Source organism: Variovorax sp. Varisp46 (assembly GCF_059491885.1).
Window position 1 is genome coordinate 1366485 of the sequence record NZ_CP168515.1, and the last position, 23050, is coordinate 1389534.

At 62.5% G+C, this 23050-nt stretch carries 23 protein-coding genes; 9 read left to right on the forward strand and 14 right to left on the reverse strand.

All coding sequences use genetic code 11. The features are described from left to right. The 4 genes from ACEN9N_RS06460 to ACEN9N_RS06475 all read right to left on the reverse strand — a co-directional run bounded on the left by ACEN9N_RS06460 (position 1) and on the right by ACEN9N_RS06475 (position 3977). Positions 1–858: a shikimate dehydrogenase family protein gene (locus ACEN9N_RS06460; protein ID WP_495655676.1), complete on the reverse strand. Its 858-nt coding sequence runs from the start codon at positions 856–858 to the stop codon at positions 1–3. Next, the gene (locus ACEN9N_RS06465) at positions 855–2153 is read right to left on the reverse strand and encodes an ABC transporter substrate-binding protein (RefSeq protein WP_495655677.1); all 1299 of its coding nucleotides are present in this window, start codon (positions 2151–2153) and stop codon (positions 855–857) included. Before ACEN9N_RS06465 ends, ACEN9N_RS06460 begins: the two co-directional genes overlap by 4 nt. Positions 2154–2226: 73 nt before the next feature. Continuing rightward, positions 2227–3060: a carbohydrate ABC transporter permease gene (locus tag ACEN9N_RS06470; protein ID WP_413312965.1), complete on the reverse strand. Its 834-nt coding sequence runs from the start codon at positions 3058–3060 to the stop codon at positions 2227–2229. A 5-nt stretch (positions 3061–3065) separates the two neighbouring features. Continuing rightward, positions 3066–3977: a carbohydrate ABC transporter permease gene (locus ACEN9N_RS06475; RefSeq protein ID WP_495655678.1), complete on the reverse strand. Its 912-nt coding sequence runs from the start codon at positions 3975–3977 to the stop codon at positions 3066–3068. A 132-nt stretch (positions 3978–4109) separates the two neighbouring features. Here ACEN9N_RS06475 and ACEN9N_RS06480 point away from each other — a divergent pair, with 132 nt between their 5' ends. The 6 genes from ACEN9N_RS06480 (at position 4110) to ACEN9N_RS06505 (ending at position 9379) form a co-directional block, all read left to right on the forward strand. Next, on the forward strand, positions 4110–4931 hold the full coding sequence (locus ACEN9N_RS06480) for an IclR family transcriptional regulator (RefSeq protein WP_413312969.1): 822 nt from the start codon (positions 4110–4112) through the stop codon (positions 4929–4931). Between the two features lie 188 nt (positions 4932–5119). Then, the gene (locus ACEN9N_RS06485; RefSeq protein ID WP_495655679.1) at positions 5120–5797 is read left to right on the forward strand and encodes a hypothetical protein; all 678 of its coding nucleotides are present in this window, start codon (positions 5120–5122) and stop codon (positions 5795–5797) included. Positions 5798–5878: 81 nt separating this feature from the next. Beyond that, on the forward strand, positions 5879–6940 hold the full coding sequence (locus ACEN9N_RS06490; protein ID WP_495655680.1) for an ABC transporter ATP-binding protein: 1062 nt from the start codon (positions 5879–5881) through the stop codon (positions 6938–6940). A gap of 32 nt (positions 6941–6972) precedes the next feature. Beyond that, positions 6973–7743: a hydratase gene (locus tag ACEN9N_RS06495; protein ID WP_495655681.1), complete on the forward strand. Its 771-nt coding sequence runs from the start codon at positions 6973–6975 to the stop codon at positions 7741–7743. Between the two features lie 50 nt (positions 7744–7793). Then, entirely contained in the window at positions 7794–8684 is an 891-nt protein-coding gene (locus tag ACEN9N_RS06500) for a fumarylacetoacetate hydrolase family protein (protein WP_495655682.1), read from the forward strand. 335 nt (positions 8685–9019) lie between these two features. After that, positions 9020–9379: a Rossmann-fold NAD(P)-binding domain-containing protein gene (locus ACEN9N_RS06505; protein WP_495655683.1), complete on the forward strand. Its 360-nt coding sequence runs from the start codon at positions 9020–9022 to the stop codon at positions 9377–9379. A gap of 116 nt (positions 9380–9495) precedes the next feature. Here ACEN9N_RS06505 and ACEN9N_RS06510 read toward each other — a convergent pair whose 3' ends face one another. The 4 genes from ACEN9N_RS06510 to ACEN9N_RS06525 form a co-directional block, all read right to left on the reverse strand. Continuing rightward, positions 9496–10365, reverse strand: a complete 870-nt coding sequence (locus ACEN9N_RS06510; protein ID WP_495655684.1) for a helix-turn-helix domain-containing protein — start codon at positions 10363–10365, stop codon at positions 9496–9498. A gap of 261 nt (positions 10366–10626) precedes the next feature. Next, on the reverse strand, positions 10627–11550 hold the full coding sequence (gene kce, locus ACEN9N_RS06515) for a 3,5-dioxohexanoate:acetyl-CoA acetone transferase (protein WP_495655685.1): 924 nt from the start codon (positions 11548–11550) through the stop codon (positions 10627–10629). 55 nt (positions 11551–11605) lie between these two features. Next, positions 11606–12358, reverse strand: a complete 753-nt coding sequence (locus tag ACEN9N_RS06520; protein ID WP_495655686.1) for an SDR family oxidoreductase — start codon at positions 12356–12358, stop codon at positions 11606–11608. A gap of 91 nt (positions 12359–12449) precedes the next feature. Continuing rightward, positions 12450–12821 carry a tautomerase family protein gene (locus tag ACEN9N_RS06525; RefSeq protein WP_495655687.1) on the reverse strand — a complete coding sequence of 124 codons (372 nt, stop codon included), beginning with the start codon at positions 12819–12821 and terminating at the stop codon, positions 12450–12452. Positions 12822–13335: 514 nt separating this feature from the next. Between ACEN9N_RS06525 and ACEN9N_RS06530 the strand changes: the two genes are divergently transcribed. From ACEN9N_RS06530 to ACEN9N_RS06540, 3 genes are all read left to right on the forward strand, one after another. Continuing rightward, positions 13336–14619, forward strand: a complete 1284-nt coding sequence (locus ACEN9N_RS06530) for a serine hydrolase domain-containing protein (RefSeq protein ID WP_413312986.1) — start codon at positions 13336–13338, stop codon at positions 14617–14619. Between the two features lie 70 nt (positions 14620–14689). Further along, positions 14690–15682, forward strand: coding sequence for a tripartite tricarboxylate transporter substrate binding protein (locus tag ACEN9N_RS06535; RefSeq protein WP_495655688.1), 993 nt, complete (start codon positions 14690–14692; stop codon positions 15680–15682). A gap of 24 nt (positions 15683–15706) precedes the next feature. After that, positions 15707–16363: a flavin reductase family protein gene (locus tag ACEN9N_RS06540; RefSeq protein WP_495655689.1), complete on the forward strand. Its 657-nt coding sequence runs from the start codon at positions 15707–15709 to the stop codon at positions 16361–16363. 922 nt (positions 16364–17285) lie between these two features. Here ACEN9N_RS06540 and ACEN9N_RS06545 read toward each other — a convergent pair. The 6 genes from ACEN9N_RS06545 to ACEN9N_RS06570 all read right to left on the reverse strand — a co-directional run bounded on the left by ACEN9N_RS06545 (position 17286) and on the right by ACEN9N_RS06570 (position 22929). Further along, entirely contained in the window at positions 17286–18635 is a 1350-nt protein-coding gene (locus ACEN9N_RS06545; protein ID WP_495655690.1) for an MFS transporter, read from the reverse strand. Between the two features lie 59 nt (positions 18636–18694). Further along, on the reverse strand, positions 18695–19066 hold the full coding sequence (locus tag ACEN9N_RS06550) for a tautomerase family protein (RefSeq protein ID WP_495655691.1): 372 nt from the start codon (positions 19064–19066) through the stop codon (positions 18695–18697). Positions 19067–19391: 325 nt separating this feature from the next. Continuing rightward, the gene (locus tag ACEN9N_RS06555; RefSeq protein WP_495655692.1) at positions 19392–19517 is read right to left on the reverse strand and encodes a hypothetical protein; all 126 of its coding nucleotides are present in this window, start codon (positions 19515–19517) and stop codon (positions 19392–19394) included. A gap of 303 nt (positions 19518–19820) precedes the next feature. Further along, entirely contained in the window at positions 19821–21197 is a 1377-nt protein-coding gene (locus tag ACEN9N_RS06560; protein ID WP_413312995.1) for an MFS transporter, read from the reverse strand. 53 nt (positions 21198–21250) lie between these two features. Next, entirely contained in the window at positions 21251–22018 is a 768-nt protein-coding gene (locus tag ACEN9N_RS06565) for an SDR family NAD(P)-dependent oxidoreductase (RefSeq protein WP_209536935.1), read from the reverse strand. A 146-nt stretch (positions 22019–22164) separates the two neighbouring features. Continuing rightward, positions 22165–22929, reverse strand: coding sequence for an SDR family NAD(P)-dependent oxidoreductase (locus tag ACEN9N_RS06570; protein ID WP_413312998.1), 765 nt, complete (start codon positions 22927–22929; stop codon positions 22165–22167). Positions 22930–23050 lie beyond the last annotated feature (121 nt).

Consider the following 23050-nt stretch of genomic DNA (forward strand, 5'->3'; position numbering starts at 1 on the left):
TCATTGAGATGGCCACAACTGCGTGGTTTCGGGCGCGTCTGGTAGTGACTTCCCGTCAGGTCGGTAATCGAATCCAAGAAAACGCAGGGCGTGCAATGCCTGTCCTTCATGCATGGGGCGTCCGCCTTGGGTGCGGCAACCGCGCGCATGGGCGGCGCGGCAAAGCGGCGTCGGCTCGGGCGCATTGACGATGTCTACGACGATGCTGCCGGGCTCCAGCCGTTCGGGATCCACGGGCATGGCGTCCGTCGCGTTCATGCCCAGCGGCGTGGCATTGATGACGATCTCGAATCCGTGTGGATCGGGCGAGCCGGCTCGCGCGTTGCAGCCTGTTGCGGCCACAACGGCTCCGGCGAGCTCGTCGGCGCGGCGCCCGTCGACATCGAAGATGGTCAACGTCCGGGCACCCGCGGATGCGACTGCGAACGCGATGGCTCTTCCCGCGCCCCCGGCGCCGACGAGAAGAACGGACTTGTTCGCCGGATGGTTGCCCTCCCACTGCATGCCAAGCACACAACCGAGACCATCGAAGATGGCGCCGACCCAGCGCCCATCCTTATCGCAACGGACGACGTTGAGTGCGCCGACCTGGCGGGCAGTCGGATGCAGTTCGTCGACAAAGGCCAGCATCCGTTGCTTGTGAGGCATCGTGACCAGCACGCCGGAGAGATTCCCCAACGCCCGTGCACCGGTGACGAATGCGGGCAGGTCATTGTCCTTGACCACGAATGGGATGCACACCGCGTCTGCGCGCTGTTCGGAAAAGAGCCGGTTCAATAATTCGGGCGACTTGGCTGTCGTCAGGGGATCGCCCACCAACCCGTAGAGCCGGGTTGTTCCTGTGACATGCGGCATCATGCTTTGGCCAGCGCTTCGGTATAGCGGGTGCGCACCTCGAGCGCCACGGCTGCAGGTGCCAGATCACGCAGGATCATGCGCTGGAAGGCTTCGCCGCAGATCTGGTTGAAGGTCGACTGGATGATGGAGTAGTTCACCATTCGGCCGCGTTTTTCCACGAGCGCCTTCCAGCCCAGTTGGTCCTCGGCTTCCGGCGTCTTGAAGTAGGCGTCCTTGTAGGCGCTGGCGCGCGCCACCACTTCGCCGCCCCGCGCGGCGATCGCCTGAGCGGCCGGGCTGGCCATGAACTTGACGAACTCCCATGCGCCGCCCTGGCGTGGCGAATGGCGGTTGATGCACATCTGGAAGCCATACACCGCGTGCTTGTCGTCGGGCTCCACCGAAGGGGCCGGCGCCCAGGCCAAGTCGTCGGCCACGGCGGCCTTCAGGCCACGGTAGCGGTACAGCCCGAAGGTGGCGGATGCCACCGTGCCCGCCCGCATCCCATCCTGGAGCTCGTTGTAGGCGAACTGCAGGCTCACGGGTGTCGCCGCTTTCTTCTGGAACAGGTCCTTGACGATGGTGGCTGCCAGCAGCAGCCGCTTGTCGCTAAAGCCGATCTCGCGGCCGCTGGGTGCGAAGAACGGATCGCTGTTGCCCGCAACGATGGAACTCACGATGAACTCCATGAACGCCTGCGCGCCGCCGATCCCGCCGCTCAGGCCGATAGGGACGCCGTAGGCCATCTGGTTCTGTTTGGTCAGCAGCGGGCCGAGCGCGCTCACTTCTGCGTACGTGCGCGGCGGGGTCGCAATCTTCGCCTCGTCGAACTTGCTCTTGCGGTAGACGTAGATCGGGATGCGATAGTCCTGCTGCAAGCCCCAGATCTTGCCGTTGACGCGCGTCTGGTCCATCCCGATCAGCCAGTCCGTGGTGTCCACCTTGTCTCGCGCGATCAGCTCGTCGATGGCCAGCACCGAGCCGGTGGACACGAACTCGGGCATCTGGAAGTTGTTCACGCGGATCACGTCGGGGCTGTCCGACTTGGCGCGCGCCGCGCGTACGCCGTTTTGCCCGGCGGGGTCCACCACCACGCGTACCTTCACACGCGGCTGGCTGGCTTCGAAAGCCGCGATCATCTGCGTCTGCGCCGCCGCACGCGGGTCTTTGGTGTTGGCCGGGTCGAGAAAGGTGTCGTAGGCGATGGTCTCGGTGGTCTGCGCGAAGGCCCGGCCCGCGGGTGCGCCCAGCATGGCAGCCATGCCACCCAGGAAGATGCGCCGGCTCGTACGGGGCGCTGGTTTCTGTTCGTTCATGCTTTCTGGTTTCTGCTCGTTCATGTTTGTCTCCTGGTTTAGGTGCGCATGTCGCGAGTGCGCACGTGGTGGACTAGCCCTTGACGGCGCCGGCGGTCAGGCCGCTGATGAACCATCGCTGCGCAAGCACGAAGATGGCGACGATGGGAAGGGAGGACACCACGGCGTAGGCCATGACATATGACCAGGTGATGCCGATGCTGTCGAACACCTGGTTGACCAGGGCCACTTGCAGCGTGCGGTGCGCCACCTCGGGCGCGAACGCGGCCACGGTGATGTAGTCGTTCCAGGTCGTGACCATGCCGATGACGGCACTTGCGGCGATGCCGGGCCGCACCAGCGGCAGGATGACTTTTGTGAAGGTTTGCCAGTGATTGGCGCCGTCCACTTGGGTGGCCTCGTCCAGCTCGCGCGGCACGGCGTCCACGAAGTTCTGCATGAACCAGACCGTCTGCGGCACCAGGCGCGCGGCCTGCACCACGATGATGACTGCAGCGTTGTTCAGGAGCCCCAGCGCGTCCAACAGGAAGTAGGTCGGCACCAGCAGCGCGACGCCGGGGATCATGGACGTGGACAGGATCAGCAGCATCACGGTGCGCTTGCCGCGGAACTCGAAGCGTGAAGCGGCGTAGCCGGCAGGCGCGGACAGCAGAACCGCCAGCGCGACCGCACCGATCGCGTACAGCACCGAGTTGAACAGGTCGGAGCCGAAGGTCTCGTTCCGGAATACCGCCTTGTACGCCGAGAGGCTGGGCTCGGTAGGGAAGAAGGTGGGCGGATAGGCCATGACGCTGGCCTCGCTCTTGAGCGAGGTGAACACCGCCCAGGACAGCGGGATCAGCACGACCAGGACCAGGGCGGCCAGCACCGCCCAGGACAGCATTTTTTCGGAGCGGCGGATATGCATGATGTTCAGCCCGAGACGCGGCCGGTGAGCCGCGTGTAGAGGTAGCCAAGGAAGAGATTGACCGCGAGCACCACGACGGAGATGACCGACGAGGGCGACAGGTCCACCGAGCGGAAGGCGCTGGAGAACACTTCGAAGCTCCAGGTGGCGGTCGAGCCCAGCGGCCCGCCGCCGGTGAGCACCAGGATCAGCGTGATGAGCGTGAGATAGAGGATGCCCAGCGCCAGCGCGGTGCTGCCCAGCGTGGGCGCGATGTGCGGCCACACCGCGTGGCGCAGGCGCGCGCGCAGGCCGCCTCCGTCGATGTCGATCGCCTCGTACAGCTCCGCCGGGATGCTTTGCAGCGAGGCGCTCATCATCACCATCACGTAGGGGAAGGACCACCACGCGGTGACCAGGATGACGAGCACGAGCGCCAGCGAAGGATCGCCCAGCATCAGGCCGGGCTCCATGCCCAGGGACCGCATCAGGTAGCTCATGGGCCCGTACGAGGGATTGAGCAGCCACAGCCAGAAGCAGCCCACCACGCCCATGGACAGCGTCCAGGGCAGCAACAGCAGGGTGCGCACGTACGCAGCGCCGCGCGCAATGTTCTGCAGCGCAAGGGCGCTGGCCAGACCCAGAGGCAGCACCACGGCCAGCGCGCCGAACACGTACAGCAGGGAGTTGAGGCTGAGTTCGAGGAAGGCGGAAGAGGTGATCACCGAGACATAGTTCGCCAAGCCCACGCCTTCCACCACTTCATAGAGGCGCGTGCGGTGGACGCTCAGCCACAGCACCACGGCCGTGGGGTAGAGCGTGACGGCGAGCAGCACGGCGACGGCTGGCGCAAACCAGGCGAAACGCGCCCAGAAGCCCGGCGGTCGGGGGGGCGCCTGCGCCACAGTCGCGGCCTCCGCATAGGGAATGGCATTCATTAAAACGACCTTACATAGAACATTGTTCCAATGTAGTGGCTTGAATGTGCCTCGTCATGCGGGATATCCCTCGGCTTTGGGTTGCTATGTGATGCTACATTGGAACTCTGTTCTAAATACATGGAGATCTTCGTGGCCACTGGCGACATGATCGAGCGCGTGCTGGACATCCTCACGCTGCTGGCCGACTACCCCCAAGGGCTGCCAATCAGCGAGGTCGCGCGGCGACTGGAATTGCCCAAGAGCGCCGTGCACCGGCTGCTGTCCATCTTGGTGAGGCGTGGGCTGGCGGTGCAGGACGAGTACAGCCAGCGCTACCGCATGACGGTGAAGCTGGCCGCCATCGGCTTTCGTTTCCTCGCGGCCTCCGGCATCACGGAAATTTGTCAGCCCTCCCTGGACCGGCTGGCCGCGCGCACCGGCGAACTGGTACGCCTCGCATTGGTGGAAGACGATGCGCTGATCTGGATCGCCAAGGCCCAAGGTGCGCTCTCGGGCCTGCGTTATGACCCGGATATGGGACAACCCGTGGTGCTGCATGCCACGTCGACCGGCAAGGCCTGGCTTGCGAGCCTGGACGAAGAGCAGGCCGTGGCGCTGGTCAAGGCGCGCGGCTTTGTCGTACCTTCGCGTTTCGGCCGGCCCATCGTGCGCGATGAGGCGAGCCTGCGTGCCGAACTCGCACTGACGCGCGAGCGCGGCTATGGCACCTCCATCGAGGAAGGGGAGCCCGGCACGTGTGCGGTGGGCTGCGCCATCGTGGATCCGCAAAGCCGCCGCGCCATCGGTACCGTCAGCGTGGCCGGTCCCGTGGCGCGACTCCCACCAGAGCGCATCGCCGCCATCGCGCCGGACGTGCAAGCCACCGCGGCGGAGATCGCCGACCTGTGGCCGAGCCGCAAGGTGATGGAAGCCATGATGGGGATTACGCCGCTGAAAGTCTCCAATGGCTGAAGGCCTTCCCCGTCGGAAGCTTGCCGGAGCCGAGGTGTCCTGCGCAAGCGCCGCACCAGGCGTCGCTTTCATTCACAGGCGTCCATCGTGCGCGGCCGCACGAGCGGTTGCGCTGTGTTTCCGAAGGGTCGGCCAAGCCGCGCTCAACCTGCGCGAGGCCGTACCCACCACATTCAAGGAGCAAAACCATGCTGGCAGGTGAAGGTGCAGTGGCTATCTGGAACGACATCGCCGAGGCCGGGCGCGCGGAGTTTTACGCCTGGCATCTGCACGAGCACATGCCCGAGCGCGTGGGCATTCCCGGCTTTGTGCGGGGGCGTCGCTATCGCGCTGCCGACGCAGCGACGCAGCCGGAGTTCTTCACCCTGTATGAAACCGCGAGCTTCCAAGTCATCCAGGGCAGCGACTATCTGTCGCGCTTGAACGAGCCTACGGAGTGGACGCGTGCGGCCACCGCACATTTCCAGACGACCACGCGATCACTCACGCGCGTGGTGGCGAGCCACGGCGTGGGCTCGGGTGGCGCGATGCTGACCGTGCGCTTCGACATCGCGGACGACACGGTGCGCGACGTGGTGCCGCGTCTGAGCTCGGCGCTGGAAGCCGCTGCGCGGCTGCCGCGCATCAGCGGTGCGCACCTGCTGGGCTCGGACGTCGGCATGTCGGGCCAGCGCACCGCCGAAAGCAAGGACCGCAAGGACCTGCAGGCCCCGGCTCGCTGGGTGCTGTTGCTGGAAGCCTGTGATCCCGGCGCCTTTGACGCGGCCCTTGCGCTGTTGCAACAGTCCACCGAACTGCGTGACGCTGCCGTGGGTCGCTATCTGCATGAATACACGCGGCTGAAAACCGCCTGGCAAGCGGGGTGAGGGATCACAACCTCCTTCGACCCGGCGGCACGCGACCGGCTGTGCGCGACACCGGCTTCACTTTTTGAATGAGGAGACAAGATGGCAACAGTTGAGATCCAGGACGTAGCCAAGTCCTTCGGCAGCACGCAGATCATCCGCGGCGTGAGCATCGACATCCGAGACGGTGAATTTGTCGTGCTGGTCGGCCCGTCGGGCTGCGGCAAGTCCACGCTATTGCGCATGGTCGCGGGCCTGGAAGGCATCGACGGGGGCGAGATCCGCATCGGCGGGCGCCGTGTGAACGGCCTGCTGCCCAAGGACCGCGACATCGCCATGGTGTTCCAGAACTATGCGCTGTACCCGCATCTCACGGTGGCGGACAACCTCGCGTTCTCGCTGAAGCTGCGCCATGCGCCGCAGCAGGAGACCGAAGAGCGCGTGGCCCGGGCCGCCAAGATCCTGGGGCTGGAGCCACTGCTCACGCGGCTGCCCAAGCAGCTCTCCGGCGGCCAGCGCCAGCGCGTCGCCATGGGCCGCGCCATCGTGCGCGACCCGCAGGTCTTCCTTTTCGACGAGCCGCTGTCCAACCTGGACGCCAAGCTGCGCGTGGCAATGCGCGCTGAGATTCGCGAGCTGCACCAGCGCCTGAAGGCCACCACCGTCTACGTCACGCACGACCAGATCGAGGCCATGACGATGGCAGACAAGATTGTGGCCATGCACGATGGCATCGTGGAACAGGTAGGCACGCCGCTCGACCTGTTCGACCGGCCGCGCAACGTCTTCGTCGCGGCCTTCATCGGCTCGCCGTCGATGAACCTGCTGCCCGTCAAGATGAACGGCAAGGGCGTTGTGGACAACGCGGGCAACCACTGGACCGTGCCCGGTGTGCCGGCCACAAGCGGGCAGGACCTCACGCTGGGCGTGCGGCCCGAGCACCTGCGGCTGGACGCCGATGGCGTGGAGGCGCGGGTGCTGGTGGTGGAGTCCACCGGCTCGGAGACGCACCTCATCGTGGATGCGGGCGGCACCAAGCTCACCTGCGTGCTGCGCGAACGGGTCAGTGTGCGCCCCGGCGACCAGGTGCGCCTGGGTGCGGACAGCGCGCATGTTCATCTTTTCCGCGCGGACTCCGGCGAACGGCTCGAGACGTTGCACTGATCCTTGCAAGGATCACAAGAGGAATGACCAACATGAAGCCGAGCGCCATCGAGGCTGCCGCGCGCTACCTGCACGCACTTCAGTCGTCGGGTCGCTTCGGTGCAAGGCTGGAGGCCGGCTTGCGCCCTGCCACGCCGCAAGACGGTTGGCGCATCCAGCGGCGGATCAGCGAACTGCGCGGCAGCCCCGCCATCGGCTGGAAATGCGGGTTGCCCCCGGGCGATCGCTGGGTCGCCGCCGCGCTGCATGATGCCAGGCCATCGGGCGGTGTGGCTGCCGCGCCTGCCGGACCGACGGGCGCAGCGCGCATCGAACCCGAACTGGCATTCGAGCTCAAGCAAAGCCTGCCGCCGCGGGCCACCCCCTACACCCGCGCCGATGTCAACGCCGCCATCGGCAGCGTGCGGCTGGCGGTCGAGGTGCTTGGTTGTCGCTATGACGATGCTGCAGGCGCCAGCGGCCCTGAACTGATGGCCGACAGCCTGTGGCACCAAAGCGTGGTGCTGGGACCGACTGTCGCCGTGGACCTTGCGCAGGAGCCATTTCCTGGTCCTTTCGAGATTGCACTCTCGGTGCAGGGCCAGGACGACATCACATTTGCAGCCAGCCACCCCAACGGCGACCCGCGCTTGCCTCTTTACTGGCTGGCCGAGTTTCTGCGCAGCCAGGGCATGGGTCTGGAGGTCGGGCAGGCCGTCATCACCGGCTCATTTGCGGAGGTGATTGACCTGCCGTTCAAGCGTCCCGCCGTGCTTCGCTATGGCAACTTCGGCGAGCTTGCGCTGACGCTCGAGCAGCTTTGACAACGCGGCCTCCAACCTGAATACCTACTTCAAAAGCCAAAAGGATTCCCATGCGTCTCGTTCGATTCGGCCCCCGCGGCTCTGAAAAACCCGGCCTCATTGATGCACAAGGCACCTTGCGCGATTTGTCTTCCGTCGTGAGCGACATTCACGGGCCAACACTTTCACCCGAGAGCCTTGCAAGGCTGCGCGCCCTCGATACCTCGAGCTTGCCCGCCGTGCCCGCCGATACACGGCTCGGCCCCTGCGTCGGCCAGGTTCCGAATGTGGTTTGCATCGGCCTCAACTATTCCGACCATGCGGCAGAAACCAACACGCCGATCCCCACGCAGCCGATTGTGTTCAACAAGCACACCAGCGCGCTGGCAGGCCCCAACGACCCGGTCGTCATCGCGCCCGGCTCGGGCAGGCTTGATTGGGAGGTCGAACTCGCTATCGTGATCGGTCGCCCGGCCTGGCATGTCAGCGAAGCAGAAGCGCTGCAATATGTGGCCGGCTACTGCCTTTGCAACGACGTGTCAGAGCGTGCCTGGCAAATCGAAATGGAAGGCCAGTGGACCAAGGGCAAAAGCTACCTGGGCTATGCGCCGATTGGCCCCTGGTTGCTGACGGCTGACGAAGTGCCGGACCCGCAGAATATCGACCTCTGGCTCGACGTGAACGGAACTCGCCGGCAGACCGGCAACACCCGAACGCAGATTTTTGGCGTTGCCACCATCGTGTCTTATCTCAGCCGCTTTATGGCGCTTCGGCCTGGCGACGTGATTCCAACCGGTACGCCGCCGGGTGTGGGTCTCGGCCAGAAACCGCCTGTGTTCCTGAAGGACGGTGATGTGATGACCTTGGGCAGTGAACTGCTCGGCACGCAGCGCCAGCAAACCATCGCCTACAGCGACGCCATGGGCGCCGCCTGGCGCGCTGGCCACTTGCCTGCGCTTTAAGGCGATTGCCTGCGCGGGCGCATACCCGAGGGGGCCCGGCGAGGATGGGAGCTGCGTTCGCACGCCGGCGACCGTCGAGCCGGTGTACATGCCATGCCTAGTTCTCGCGGGTGCGACAGGACGCGTTGGGGGCAGATTGACGGCGCTGCTCGTCGACGATCCGGTCGATCTCGTCGTGCTGACGCGCCAATCCAGCCCAGCGCAACTGCCCGAAGGGGGCCATTTCCAAGGTCGACTTCAAAGGCGCTGAGACGCTCGGCAGGGCCCTGCGCGGCGTCGACCGGCTCTTCATCGCGCATGGCACCTCCCTCGAACAGGTCGTCAACGAAATCGCGTTGATCGATGCAGCCGTCGCAACAGGCGTTCGGCACATCGTCAAACTGTCCGCCCTCGGTCCTGCGACCCGGCTTCTGCCCCTCGCCTGGCATATGCAGATCGAGGCGCATCTGGCACGGCAGCCGATCGCGTCTACGGTCTTGCGGCTGACGACCTTCCCCGATGTGCTCAAGCGCGTGGGGCCACACATCGCCACCGGGTCCTGGGCTGGCGCTGCAGGGAATGGCCGAGTGAACTTCATCGATACCCGCGATGTTGCCGAGGTGGCGCGCATCGCGTTGCTTGAGGAGATCGAGCCAACGTCGCAACGTGCGTACCACCTGTCCGGCCCGCGCAACCTCAGCGAATTTCGAGCCTGAGCTCTCCATTCCCCCGCCCGCCAGGAATCGAAACATCGCGCGCAGGCGAGCCGGCTCCGAGTTGGCCCACTGGCGCGGTTTCCCGAGACGGCAGCTGGGTCGATCCGTGGGATGCATCAGCGCATTGCAGCCCTGCGGAAATCGGACGGCGTCACGCCGGTCGCCTTCTTGAACGCAGTGCTGAAGTGCTGAGCATGGCTGAAGCCGCATTCCAGCGCGACTTCAGTTGCAGTGCGGCGAGGATCCAAAAGGAATTCCTTGGCCCGCTGCAGACGCAGGCTGTACACAAAGCGCAATGGCGTCTGACCGGAACTTTCCCGAAAAGCCCGCATGAAATGCCGAGGACTGACGCCGGCGATTTCCGCCAAGCCATCGATCGTGAACGGTCTCGACAAGTCGGCCTCGATGTAGTCGATGACGCGCCGCAAGCTGCCAGGTGCGAGGCCCCCGGACGGGCGAGCGGTGGCTGTCGGGTTACCGTTGACGCGCCCGAGCAGGGCGAGTGCTTGCATTGCCCAACCCTCGGCGAACAGCCCGTAAAGGCTGTCTGCATTGCGCGCCTCACGGCATAGAACCGAAAGGCCACGTTGCAGATCGTCATTGCCGAAGGCAATCAGCGGCCTGTCGAAGTGGCAGCCAGTGCCGGACGCAACGGTCGGGTCGAGGAAGACCACCGTGTAGTCGAAGTGCGGGGCGACGTCGAACTCGCCTTCGACCGAAGTCGAGGCCGGGAACAGCGCAAGGCTTGTTCCTTGTCTTATTCCGGAGTGGATGCGGCGGCCGTCGAGCTCCAGATTCAACTCTTTAAGGCCGTTGCGAAACCAGAACAGCGCGAGCCGCGGTTGACGAAAGCGCCAGGAAATAGGGCCGGTCGCTCGGCGCGCGAGGACTTCAAGATGCGTGGTGCGCGAATCAACAATCGTGCCGGATACGAATTCGCCTCCCACCTCGCGATATTCCGTTTGTGCGTCTAGGTGGCCATGCATTGCTTGCCTCCGCTTCGGCCTTGCGTCCGTCATTGTGCGGCGCGTCCTCTCCCCTGACCTTGCAAGCGAATCAATTGCGGGTGAGTTCCCCTTGAAGGGAGAGCCGTCGACACATAGACAGAGGTCAAATCAACCGTCTCGCTTGCGTCTCCATCCTACACCTTGGCTCCTTGTGCTGTGCTGCAGCAACGGCGTTGCGATGAGCCCAGGGCAACGAGCCGCCGCCGTTGGTTTTGGCAAACTCGTCAACCCTGTTCCCTCTCAGAACTCGACTTTCCCGATGCCTTTCAGTTGGAGGATTTCCCGGGCTTCGTTCGGGCTGGCGATTTCGAGACCAAGCCCTTCGATGATCTGGCGCGCCTGCAGCACCTGCGCCGCATTGCTCTCGGCCAGCGTGCCGCGTCCAAGCCATAGGCTGTCTTCCAATCCGACGCGCACATTGCCGCCCATACTGGCAGACATTGCTGCAAGGCGAAGCTGATCCTTGCCTGTCCCCAGCACCGACCAGCGATAGTCATCGCCGAACAGGCGATCGGCTGTCCGCTTCATGTGCAACACGTCTTCTGGATGCGATCCGATACCGCCCAGGATCCCGAACACGGTCTGAACGAAGAACGGCGCTTTGACCAGGCCACGCTCGGCGAAGTGCGCCAGGTTGTAAAGATGGCTCACGTCGTAGCACTCGAATTCAAAGCGCGTGTCGTTGGAAGCACATTGCGCCAGGGCGTATTCGATATCCCTGAAGGTGTTGCGAAAGATCAGGTCACGACTGGCTTCGAGCGCCTCGCGCTCCCAGGCATGTTTGAACTCCTTGAAACGCGCCAGCATCGGGAACAGTGCGAAGTTCATGGAACCCATGTTGAGAGAGGCCACCTCGGGCGCAAAGCGCATCGACGGCTGGATGCGTTCCTCGATCGTCATGTAGGGCGAGCCACCGCTGGTGATATTCAACACTGCATCGGTGCGTGCCTTGATCTGCGGCAAGAATCGGCCGAATGCATCGGGGCTTTGATCTGGCTTGCCCGTGACAGGATCACGCGCATGCAGGTGAATGATCGCGGCGCCAGCTTCGGCCGCGCCCACCGAGGCTTCGATGATCTCTTCCGGTGTAACCGGTAAATGCGGAGACATCGAGGGCGTGTGGATCGCGCCGGTGACAGCACATGTGATGATGACTTTGCTCATATTGCGAAAGGGAAGCCCGCATGAGATGGCCAGTTTGGTGCCACCGTCGCCATCTTCAGATCTGGGCCTTGCCACCGTCGACGAACAGTTCAATACCGTTGACGAAGCTTGAATCATCGGAAGCAAGGAAGACTGCCACCTTGGCAATTTCGTCCGGATCGCCGACGCGGCCCATCGGGATCTTCGATGCGAGGGCGTCCAGTATTCCCTGCTGCCGTTCTGCATCTGCGCCGGCCAGGTTGAACAAGCCCGGCGTCTTGGTGGGGCCGGGGCTGAGCGTGTTGACCCGGATGCCGCGGCCCTTCAGATCGAGAATCCAGTTGCGGGCGAATGAGCGTACGGCGGCTTTTGAGGCGGCATAGACACTGAATGCCTCGGTGCCGCCGCTGGCAGCGGTGGAGCCATTCAAGATGACTGATGCGCCGTCCGCTAGCAAGGGCAGAGCCTTCTGCACCGTAAACAGTACGCCCTTGACGTTACTGCCAAAGGTGTTGTCATAGTGTTCCTCGGTAATCTTACCGAGCGGCAGTTTCGAGCCGACCCCTGCGTTGACGAACAGCACGTCGATTCGGCCCTTTTCCGATTTCACCCAATCAAACAGCGTGTCCAGTTCGGCCATGTTCGATGAGTCGACCCGCATTCCGGTGGCGTTACCGAGTTCGGACACCGCGGCATCGAGTTCGGCCTGCCGACGGCCGGTGACAATGACATGCGCTCCTTCGTTGGCGAACCGCTTGGCGGTGGCGAGCCCGATTCCCGTGGATCCACCGGTAACGATTGCGATCTTGCCGTCGAGTTTGCGTGACATGAGAGTTTCCTTGATTGATTGATTGCGAGTGGAGTGGGCTCGGATGCTGCGAGGATCAGTTGCGTGCAGATGCGCGCAGACTGCCTTAACCTCATACGCGAGGGGCTTCGGGCAGGCGTTCGCCGCCACGCACGACGTACTTGGCGGGATAAAGCGCGACGAGAACCTCGACTTCGTCCTCTGAAGCCCCGGTGCACGCGCTCCAGATCGAGCTCACCCTTTTGGCCAGCGACAGCACGGCGCCGTCGCTGCGCCCGTCCCGTATGTGGCAGAAGATCAGCGTTTCAGCGGTGGGCTCTCCCGAACGGTAGGTGTTCTCGGGAGTCGCTTCATGGAAGACGACGCTGATTAGGTCGAGCGGCGAGAGGATGATTTCCCTGATGGCGCTGGTGAACTCGGCGGCCATCCTGGCCTTGACGCCAGCTGGGATTGCGGCCTTGCATTCGCAAACAATGACGGGCATTTCGTGTCTCCGTGGAAGGGGGGCTATTGAGGCTCCCAGTCTCTCGGAGCAAAGCCGTTGCCGATTGCAGCGCGGCGCCACCACTTGCTTGGGAGTGCCACGAATGGGTTCCTGACAGATACGGGTTGCGTCTGCGTCAATGACGTTGCCGGAGGCGCCGCGTTCGGAGCCTGGTGTACATGAAACCTTCGTGGCCGCACGGTCATGTCCGCGCCGATTCAGTGCTCCGTGAATGCGTCCAGCGCTCCATGCCATGGAGGAAATCCTTGTTGACGCAAAGCGGTTGATGGCATAGCCTTCGTTTACTAAACGATCGTTATATTGCTTGGGCGATGCCACGATGCCACGATGCCACGATGCAACGTGAAATCGGAGACAACTTGATGGTTTGAGGACTGATCACACTCGCACAAATGTGCACCCAGGCTCGGAGCTGACGCAGCTGGCCAAGCCACAACGAATGATTCTTCAGTCACAGCACCTTGCCGTTCTTGGCCGGTGCACGGAGACAAACTTGGCACAAGCTCGCAGAACACTTCTCAGGGCGACCGCAACCTTGCCGGCCGCGGCTTTCAGCGCGCCATCAGAAGAAACCACCGCGCTGAAGGCCAGCGCCGATGCCGTGCTGGCCCGTGCCGTGGCATACGGCGACACGGCCGGCGTAGCTGCTGCGGTGATTACTCGCGATCAGACCCTCTACGCCGGAGCGCAGGGGGCGCGCACGCTCGGCGCCACCGCAGCAATGGATCTGGACACGGTGATGTTCATCGCCTCCATGACCAAGCCGATCACGAGCGCCGCAGCCATGCAGCTGGTCGAGCAGGGCAGGTTGAGCTTGGACGATCCAGCTGCCGCAGTTGTCCCCGAGCTGGGCGCTCTCAAGGTTCTGCAGGGCTGGGACGCGAATGATGCACCCCTGCTGCGCGATGCAGAGGGGCAGCTCACTCTGCGGCACCTGCTCACCCACACGTCCGGGTTCGCCTATGAGATCTGGAATGCGAACCTTGGGCGCTTCTGCCGAACACAGAACATCCCCGGCGTTCTGACGGGACAGAAAGCGGCGCTGCGCGTGCCTCTGTGCTTCGACCCCGGCACGCGCTGGGAATATGGCTTAGGCATCGATTGGGTGGGCCAGCTTGTCGAGGCCGCCAGCGGCCTGAGCTTGGGTGAATACTTCCAGCGCAACATCACAGGCCCGCTGGGCATGGACAGCACGGCGTTCAAGATCAGCGCGCCCATGCGCACCCGACTTGCGGGCATGCACTTGCGCGGCGACGACGGAAAACTGTCGGTGATCGATCTCGGCAAAGTGCAAGATCCCGAGTTCGAGTCAGGCGGCGCGGGCCTGTACTCCACCGCCAACGACTACCTGAAGTTCATGCGCATGATCCTCAATGGGGGGCAGGGCAATGGCAATCAGATCCTCCGGCCGGAGACGGTGGCCCTGATGTCGCGCAATGCCATGGGCGCGCTTCGCGTGAGGAAGCTGCCAACGCAGATCCCCTTTTTCTCACGCGACGTGGAATTTTTCCCTGGCGTTCCCACCACCTGGAGCCTGGGCTTCTTGGTCAACGAGGGCGCGGCGCCCACCGGCCGCAGCGCCGGCAGCCTGGCATGGGCGGGACTGGCCAACACGTACTTCTGGATCGACCCCAGTCTGAGCATCGCAGGCCTGGCTATGACGCAGGCTCTGCCGTTCTCGGACCCGAGAACCCTTGACCTGTTCCACGGTTTTGAAAAGAGCGTCTATGCCTCGCTGAACTGTTGCCCTGAAGGGAGGATCACCGCCTCAGATTGACTGTGCAGCACCCATGACATGACCGATCACAACACCTTGCCGGCCTTTCGACTGGCGCACGGAGACAAACATGAAAACACCGATCCGCAGACTCTTTGAGACCGCCCTTGTTGCGGTCGCACTTTGTGGTGCCGCGGCCACCGCCAACGCGCAGCCCTATCCGAACAAGCCCATCCTGATCAAGGTCGCCTATCCTGCCGGGTTTGGCGTTGACGCCTCGGTGCGGCCATCCGTACCCGTGCTGCAGCGCGCCCTTGGACAGTCTCTTCTGGTTGACAACATGCCTGGCGCGAACGGCTCCATCGCGGCGATGAACGTGCTGAACGCGTCGCCTGACGGATACACCTTGCTCGCAACCGCCGGTCCGGACTTCGTGGTGGCGCCGCTCACGGTCGCTTCGGCCAAGTACACGTTCGACAGCTTCAAGCTCATTGGTTCGTTCGGGATTGCGGACATGGTCCTCGTCAGCCATCCCGACCGACCTTTCAACACCCTCAACGCACTCGTCGAACAGTTGCAAAAGCCAGGCGCGAAGGAGCTTTCCGTTGCCCATTGGGGCCAAGGCACGCTCGCTCATCTCGCGGCCGCTGAATTCCAGGGGCGTGTCGGCGCCAAGTTGCTGGAGGTGCCGTACAAAGGCATCGCTCCCATCGCCACGGCCATCGGCGGCGGCGAGGTGGATCTCGCCTTTGTCCCTCTTGCGGGACCAATTCTGGGAATGATTCAGACTGGGCGCATCAAGGCCATCGCCATCGCAAGCCCCAAGCGTCATACGCTCCTGCCGAACCTGGCGACGCTAAGTGAGGACGCTCGGTTCAAGAACTTCGAGTTCGGCATCTGGACCGGCCTGTTCGCGCCCGCACGCACACCCGATTCCGCCGCCGCGCGCCTGAGCACGGCCTTTCGAGAATGGAATGACAGTCCGGAATTCCTGGCGCTCGCCACCGCGCAGGGTTTGCGCAAGCTGGACTCCATGACCCTCCCGCAGGCAGCGACCTTCTTGCGTGCAGAAAACGAGAAGTTCATCAACGTCGCCAAGACGCTTCATCTGGTGGCGCAATAGCGCCGCTACAGAAAGGCCCCTCAGATGACCGTTCGAGACTTTCATTACTACGAGCCCGCCAAGGGTCACGGGCTGAGTCACAACCCGCTCAATGCGCTGGTAGCGCCGCGGCCTATCGGCTGGATCTCGTCACGCGACGCCCAGGGGCGGGTCAATCTCGCACCCTACAGTTTCTTCAATGCGTTCAACTACGATCCACCGATCATCGGATTTTCTTCGATCGCCTGGAAAGATAGCGTTCAGAACGCATCGGAAACGGGTGAGTTCACTTGGAACCTGGTCACGCGCGAACTCGGCGATCAGATGAATCAGACCTCGGCACCGCTTCCGCGTGGGGAGGACGAATTCCCGTTCGCGGGCCTCACAGCGGTGGCAGGCCGCATGGTCAACGTCCCGCGGGTGGGCGAAAGCCGCGCTGCCATGGAATGCAAGGTGATCGACATCGTGCAGTTCCGAAACACCGCGGGCGAAAAGGTAGGTGGCTGGTTGGTGCTGGGCGAAGTGGTGGGCGTATACATAGACATGGCACTTCTGAAAGGCGGCGTCTATCAGACGGCAGAGGCGTATCCGATCATGCGTTCCGGGGGGCTGAATGACTATGTTCAGGTTTCGCCGGAGAGTGTTTTTCAGATCGCGCGGCTCGCGGGCGCCAGCAGCCCGTCGTCGCATGGCAAGGGATAGCAACATCCGCTAGATGTCAGAGTCAGAAGCAAGCGCGGCGTGTGTTGCGCTTCTTTTGAGCCGCGCGCCGACAGTGTTTGCGCGCTGACTCGTCCGGCCGTCGCGCCTGCAGCCTGCCACATACTGCGGTTCCGCGCTTCGGATCAGACCACTGTCTCTCGGCATGAGCCGAGCAGAATTCCGATGAAGCGAGCGCCGCCGCGGCCCCATTCCTGCGGCTCATTGGCCTCGTATCAAGACCACGCGGTATGAGACGCAATGTACGCTCTGAGCGCGGGGCCCCCGTGCGCTTGATTGACTTGGCGCGCGCCATGGGAATGGCGGAATGCAGCCTGCATCGAAACCTTCGTCCATTGTTGGCGGCGCGATGGATTCAACGGGAGTACGTGGCCGACCGGTGCCGGAGGCTGGGCTGCAGATGATGTGGGGGGCTCACGAGCTTCAATATCAAGCCGAACGGTAATTGGCTGAAGCGCTTGGCGCGAGGACTCGAGCATCTGCGCGTCGCCATCGAAGACTGCATGCGCCTGTTGCAGGAGGAAGGCGCACCTGGTTCCTACTCGACGTGCACGCCATAAGAGTGTCACGACGTGTCGTCTAGACGTTCCGGGGGCGCCGGTGCGTGGAGGTCGCTCATCGAAGCGTTGCACTTCCAGTCAGGGAAGAGCCATCTCAGGCAAGTTTTCGAGACACAGCTCCGCGTGGTTGCGCTGCTTCAATTCGAATCAGGGCAAAGCGTCGGCCGCGCGACTGGTTGGGCTCTCCAACTGCGCGAGGGTGATCATTTTCGTCGTCCATCCCGAAGCTCGACGGCGGACGTAGAACAAGTCATCGGCTTCAGTCCGTCGCCGTGCCGCTTCTCAGAGGGTAGGCTGTTGAGTAGGTTTCGCCATCAAATCGCCCACCCTCAGCAGGTCGAGCGTCAAGGCAGCTGGCCGATGGCTCTCGTGTCGTGGCTGTGTGAAGAGATCGGCAGCCTTTGCCTGATCAGAGCAACCGCGACACCGCCGATGACCGCGGCAATTGCAATGGCGAGGAAGTTCTGCACCAGTGGCAGCTTCATAGAAACCAGCAGTCCAATCATGATCGGCGCCGCGATTGCGCCGATGCGCCCGACCCCCGAAGCAAAGCCGAGTCCCGTCGCGCGGATCGAGGTCGGATAGAACTGCCCGGCATACGCATACAGCAGGATCTGCGTGCCCAGCGTAGACGCGCCGATGACTGCAACGATGAGGAACAGCGGCTGCGCTCCGTAGCCGAGCAGCGTCAGCGAGACCGCGGCGACCGCGAAGAAGGCGCTCGTCACCCACTTGATGTTCAGCTTGTCGGCGAGCCATCCGCCGCCGACAGCGCCCACGACTGCACCAGCGTTGTAGGCGAGCAGAAAGTTCAGCGAGGAACCGAGGCTGTATCCGGCCATGCCCATCAGCTTGACGAGCCACGAACTGAGCGCGTAGAGCATGAACAGGCAGGTCATGAAAGCGAGCCAGAACATCAACGTGCTAAGGCCGCGGCCGTCCAGGAACAACCTGCCTATCGCCGGGCCTTCGGCTTTGTCCTCAGCTGGAACGAGAAACTCCTCGTGCGGCTCAAGCCGAATGTCGGGTCGCATCTTCCGGACCACTTCGCGCAGACGCGTGTCGTCGTGCTGCTTGGCCAGGAACGGCAGTGACTCAGGCATGTACTTCAGGATGAACGGGATCAGTAACACCGGGGCGCCGGCGGCGATGAAGACCGATTGCCAGCCGTAGGTCTCGATGAGCTGCTTGCCAAGCAGCGCAGCGAGGATGCTGCCAACCGGGTAGCCGCAGCACATCAGCGTGACCATCACGCTGCGCACTTTCTTCGGTGAGTATTCGCTCATCTGGGCGGCCGCATTCGGGATGGCGCCGCCGATGCCGAGCCCGGCGAGGAAACGCATTGCGCTGAAAGTGATCGGGTCGTGGGTAAACCCGGCGGCCGCGGTGAAGACGCTGAAGAACAACACACAGATCGAAATTGCCCATCGGCGGCCAATCCTGTCGGCCAGCGCGCCGAGCGCGATAGCGCCGAACATCATGCCGAACAGCGCCGAACTGGCCATGAATCCCGCGGTCGCGGCCTCGACATTCATGGCTTTCATGATCGACGGAAGCGCGATGCCGGCGACCGCCAGGTCGTAGCCGTCAAGCACCAGGACCACGAAACACCAGAGCAGCACGGAGCAATGAAAGCTGTTGAACTTAGCCTCGTCGGCCAGTTTATGAACATCTATCGGGCGGGTTGATTTCATTGACTTGTCTCCTTATTTTTGTACGAGGTTTAGGACGCAGCGCGCAGACTGCCTTAACCTCACACGCGAGGGGCTTCGGGCAGGCGTTCGCCGCCACGCACGACGTACTTGGCGGGATAAAGCGCGACGAGAACCTCGACTTCGTCCTCTGGCGCCCCGGTGCACGCGCTCCAGATCGAGCTCACCCTTTTGGCCAGCGATAGCACGGCGCCGTCGCTGCGCCCGTCCCGTATGTGGCAGAAGATCAGCGTTTCAGCGGTGGGCTCTCCCGAACGGTAGGTGTTCTCGGGAGTCGCTTCATGGAAGACGACGCTGATCAGGTCGAGCGGCGAGAGGATGATTTCCCTGATGGCGCTGGTGAACTCGGCGGCCATCCTGGCCTTGACGCCAGCTGGGATTGCGGCCTTGCATTCGCAAACAATGACGGGCATTTCGTGTCTCCGTGGAAGGGGGGCTATTGAGGCTCCCAGTCTCTCGGAGCAAAGCCGTTGCCGATTGCAGCGCGGCGCCACCACTTGCTTGAGAGTGCTATTACATGGCGTCGTGCGGCCAGTTCTGCGCGAGCCGGTGCTGACCCCACATTGATCTCGCCGTTGGCACTCGCTCTCTCGTGCGCATGGGCGGGCGGCCGTTGAACACACTTTGGGCCCTGCCTGCTGCCCTGCTGCGTCACCTCAGCGCGGAGCTCGACATCGAGGTGTCCGATACCTTGCCTCGCTGCGATCGCTGTATACGCAAGCGCACTTTGTCGAACCATCAGCAACTGGCCTGCGAGACCCCCTTGGGTTCCGCTGGATCAGCGAACACCAGCGCCGAGCGCTCGTGCGGGTGCTGCGCGATGAAGCGCTGCGCCGCGTCGATCGTGAACAGCTTTTGGTGCATGTAGGCCAATGGCTGTATGAGCACCAGCTGATCATCGCGATTGGGATGTTGAGATACCCACGGACGACGGACTGGTCGCCAAGGCGACACCGCCCCCGGCCCGCGCGGCCGTGCTACGTCGCCTGGCAACGCTTACCCTGTCGACCTCAACGCGTCAGCGCCGATGTTTTTCGACCAGATGGCGCTGGTCGTCATCCGATGCTGATGTCGTACGGTCCGTACGGCCGCATCGCCATGCTGCACGAGCCGCTGGTCGTAATGAGACTCCAACCATACCGAACGACCAGAAGGACCGTTCGAGGGTCAGGTTCGCAAACTGAGTGCCTGTGAGTTACCTATTTCAATACGCTCGATACGCGTGCGCTTATTGCGCATGCCCAAAAGGGCGACGGCGCAGGCTGCGACGACCATCGGCACCGCCAGCGCCAGGAAAATCTGTCCGAGTCCCCATCCCCAGCTCATCATGGTTGCGCCGATAAAGCCGCTGGCAATAGCGCCCAAGCGGCCGAAGCCATGCATCCAGCTGATTCCTGTCGAGCGGGCCGCAGTTGGGAATGACATAGCCGAGAGCGCCTGCAAGCCAGTCATTGATCCATGGAAGAAGCATCCCAAGGCAAACATCAAGACGCACAAGGCACCGAAATTTCTTGGTGCGACGCTGAGGGAGGCGAGGAATGCGCCAGCGATCAGAAACGTCGGTACCAGTACCCAGTGCGGACGTACCCGATCCATGATCGCACCGATACAGATCGATCCGATCGGACCGCCGAGCGTGATCAGGGACGTAATGACCACGCCCTGCCCGAGGGTGAAGCCGGCGTCCTTGGCAATGACTGGCAGCCAGTTGACCATGACGTACGTGGCGCACACGCCCATGAAATACGCCAGGCACAGCAAAAAAGTCCCCATGGCATAGGCTTTTGTGAACAAGATGGCGACAGATCCCTTTGATTGATCAACGGGTGTCGGAATCCAAAACGCGGCGTCCGAGAGGACGTTGGAGCTCTTGTCGATTTTGCGGAGAATTTTAGGGATGGCCGCAAGGCGTTTTCCTTTCAGCGTGAGAAACGCGACCGATTCAGGCAGCCACATGGCTAGGACGAGGGCCAATGCGATCGGGAGCAGCCCCCCAATTGCGATCATGACTCGCCATCCAAATGCCGGAAGCAGCCATGCCGCAATCAGACCGGCAACGGCAGCCCCGCCAGTAAAACCGCTATAGACGATCGTGACGATCAGCGAGCGTTTTCTCATTGGCGCATACTCGGAAATCAGCGTAACAGCGTTCGGCAATGCCGCACCGAGGCCGAGGCCTGTCAAGATCCGCAGCGTGATCAACATATTGACGTCTGCCGCCTGAGAGGAAACCAAGGTCAGCACGCCGAACCAGAACACGCTCGCGGTCAGAATGAGCTTGCGACCGTAGCGGTCGCCGATGGGGCCTGCAATGAGGGCGCCGGCTGCTACGCCGAAGAAAACTGCCCCCAAGATCGAGCCCATTTGCGACTTTGTAATGCCCCAGGTCCGAATGATTTCCGGCGCGGCGAAACCCATGATCGCGACATCCATGCCATCAAATGCAACGACCAGAAAAACCAAGATAATGATAAAGATTTGATAGCGTCCGACCGGCCGCTCATCGATGAATGAGCGGACATTAATTTTTTGATTCTCCGACATGGTTGTCTCCGTATTTTTTGTGTGGGTCAGCGCGAAGCGCGCCGTAGTACGGGTTAAATGATTGAACGACCGCCGTCGATGAGCAGGGTTTGGCCAGATATGTACGATCCGGCTGGCGACGCCAGCAAAATCGCGGCGCCGACGACATCGTCTGGTTCGGCGATGCGGTTAGAGGGCGATTTTGCGGCCATCGCTTTTTCAGCTTCTGGGGTGTTCAACATGATTTGCGAGAACGCCGTGCGTACCATCGACGGGGCTAAGGCGTTGGCGCGAACGTTCCATTGCCCCCATTCCGCCGCGATGCTGCGTACCACGCCGTTCAGCGCAGCCTTGGCGGCACCATAGGCGCCGAGGGCCGGACTGGCGCGTTCCGATGCAATACTGGACGTCATGAGAACGCTCCCGTAGCGGCGTTCGGCCATCTCCGGCAAGAATTGACGGACCAACACCAGGTTATTTCGCACTGTTGTGAGGAGCAAAGCGCCCAGCTGATCAATGTCGGTGTCGGCAATCGGTCCGACCGGGACCGGGCCGGCCGCGTGGCAAACGACAATATCGACGCGACCGAAAGCGCGTTTGGATTCTTCGGCAAAGCGTTTGACGCCGTCCAGATTGGTGATGTCGCAGGGGATACCTTTGACGTCGAAACCCTCGCTTGCCAATAACGACGCTGCCGCATCGGTGTCCGACTGGAGATGGCTGGATACAATGACTTGCGCACCACATTGGGCCAAGCCACGAGCAATGGCCAGCCCCATTCCGGAAGTCGAGCCGGTTACTATTGCGACTCTTCCAGCAAGGTCAAACCCCTTGTAATTCATAGTGTTTTCTCCATGTCTCAATTTAATTAATTCAGAAATTGCAGGGCAGAACCGGCAAATTGTGTGGCGTACTGAACAGGAAACCCGTGGCCCAAATCTGGATCGACGATCTGTTGGGATCTGTTGGGATCGGTTGGGTTCAACTCTTATTGCGCCAACACGCCGCCATCGACGGGAAGGATATGGCCGGTAACCATGCTCGATGCGGTAGTAGCAAGAAACAATACTGGCCCGGTCATGTCCGCAGGTTCGCACAGTCGTCCTAGCGGTGTCAGCGCTTCGAATTTCGCAACCGCTTCCGGTTGACTTGTGAGCGCTTCGGTCATTGGAGTGCGAATAATGCTCGGCGCTACAGCGTTGACGCGGATGTTGTAGGGCGCCCATTCGACAGCCCACGAACGGGTCATATTGACCACTGCGCCTTTAGTAGCCTGGTAGACAATATTCGGATACCAACCGCCGGAAATACCAAGTATCGATGCAGTGTTGACGATTCGCCCGCCGCCGCCATCGCGCATATGCCGCGCGGCGGCCCTGGCGCAAAGAAACATGCCGGTCATGTTTACTGCTACAACCGCATTCCAATCCGCGATCGTCAAATCAAACGAAGTGTTGCGCCGATTGATACCTGCGTTGTTGAATAGCACGTCGATTCGACCGTGTTGGCGGGCGACGTCCTTCATGACGCTTTCGATTGCGTCTTCATTGGACACGTCCGCAACCGCATGTTGTGCCATCGAGCCAATCTCGCTGGCCACCTGCTCTGCCGCCGCGCCGTTTGTATCCAGTACAACGACCCGGGCACCCGCGCCAGCAAACGTGTGTGCCAGGGCCCGGCCAATACCGCTACCGCCGCCAGTAACGACGGTGACCTGGCCAGTAAGGCGAAAATCGGGGAATGGATGAGGCATGTGAATTCCTTTGGTTAAGTAAGTGAGGACCGGGGGCAGGTCAACCCGTCACGACAGTGGCGCTGAGCGTTTCATGCCGCTTCCAGCGTGCCAATCCGCCCGTGCGCCTCGATCACCCGCT

Bases quoted from the DNA above. Each gene is read 5' to 3' on its own strand.
- ACEN9N_RS06470 (WP_413312965.1), bottom strand. From the start codon at position 3,060: ATGCATATCCGCCGCTCCGAAAAAATGCTGTCCTGGGCGGTGCTGGCC.
- ACEN9N_RS06460 (WP_495655676.1), bottom strand. From the start codon at position 858: ATGATGCCGCATGTCACAGGAACAACCCGGCTCTACGGGTTGGTGGGC.
- ACEN9N_RS06535 (WP_495655688.1), top strand. From the start codon at position 14,690: ATGAAAACACCGATCCGCAGACTCTTTGAGACCGCCCTTGTTGCGGTC.
- ACEN9N_RS06565 (WP_209536935.1), bottom strand. From the start codon at position 22,018: ATGAATTACAAGGGGTTTGACCTTGCTGGAAGAGTCGCAATAGTAACC.
- ACEN9N_RS06475 (WP_495655678.1), bottom strand. From the start codon at position 3,977: ATGAATGCCATTCCCTATGCGGAGGCCGCGACTGTGGCGCAGGCGCCC.
- ACEN9N_RS06545 (WP_495655690.1), bottom strand. From the start codon at position 18,635: ATGAAATCAACCCGCCCGATAGATGTTCATAAACTGGCCGACGAGGCT.
- ACEN9N_RS06555 (WP_495655692.1), bottom strand. From the start codon at position 19,517: ATGCACCAAAAGCTGTTCACGATCGACGCGGCGCAGCGCTTCATCGCG.
- ACEN9N_RS06495 (WP_495655681.1), top strand. From the start codon at position 6,973: ATGAAGCCGAGCGCCATCGAGGCTGCCGCGCGCTACCTGCACGCACTT.
- kce (WP_495655685.1), bottom strand. From the start codon at position 11,550: ATGAGCAAAGTCATCATCACATGTGCTGTCACCGGCGCGATCCACACG.
- ACEN9N_RS06525 (WP_495655687.1), bottom strand. From the start codon at position 12,821: ATGCCCGTCATTGTTTGCGAATGCAAGGCCGCAATCCCAGCTGGCGTC.
- ACEN9N_RS06520 (WP_495655686.1), bottom strand. From the start codon at position 12,358: ATGTCACGCAAACTCGACGGCAAGATCGCAATCGTTACCGGTGGATCC.
- ACEN9N_RS06560 (WP_413312995.1), bottom strand. From the start codon at position 21,197: ATGTCGGAGAATCAAAAAATTAATGTCCGCTCATTCATCGATGAGCGG.
- ACEN9N_RS06465 (WP_495655677.1), bottom strand. From the start codon at position 2,153: ATGAACGAACAGAAACCAGCGCCCCGTACGAGCCGGCGCATCTTCCTG.
- ACEN9N_RS06570 (WP_413312998.1), bottom strand. From the start codon at position 22,929: ATGCCTCATCCATTCCCCGATTTTCGCCTTACTGGCCAGGTCACCGTC.
- ACEN9N_RS06510 (WP_495655684.1), bottom strand. From the start codon at position 10,365: ATGCATGGCCACCTAGACGCACAAACGGAATATCGCGAGGTGGGAGGC.
- ACEN9N_RS06485 (WP_495655679.1), top strand. From the start codon at position 5,120: ATGCTGGCAGGTGAAGGTGCAGTGGCTATCTGGAACGACATCGCCGAG.
- ACEN9N_RS06550 (WP_495655691.1), bottom strand. From the start codon at position 19,066: ATGCCCGTCATTGTTTGCGAATGCAAGGCCGCAATCCCAGCTGGCGTC.
- ACEN9N_RS06540 (WP_495655689.1), top strand. From the start codon at position 15,707: ATGACCGTTCGAGACTTTCATTACTACGAGCCCGCCAAGGGTCACGGG.
- ACEN9N_RS06500 (WP_495655682.1), top strand. From the start codon at position 7,794: ATGCGTCTCGTTCGATTCGGCCCCCGCGGCTCTGAAAAACCCGGCCTC.
- ACEN9N_RS06490 (WP_495655680.1), top strand. From the start codon at position 5,879: ATGGCAACAGTTGAGATCCAGGACGTAGCCAAGTCCTTCGGCAGCACG.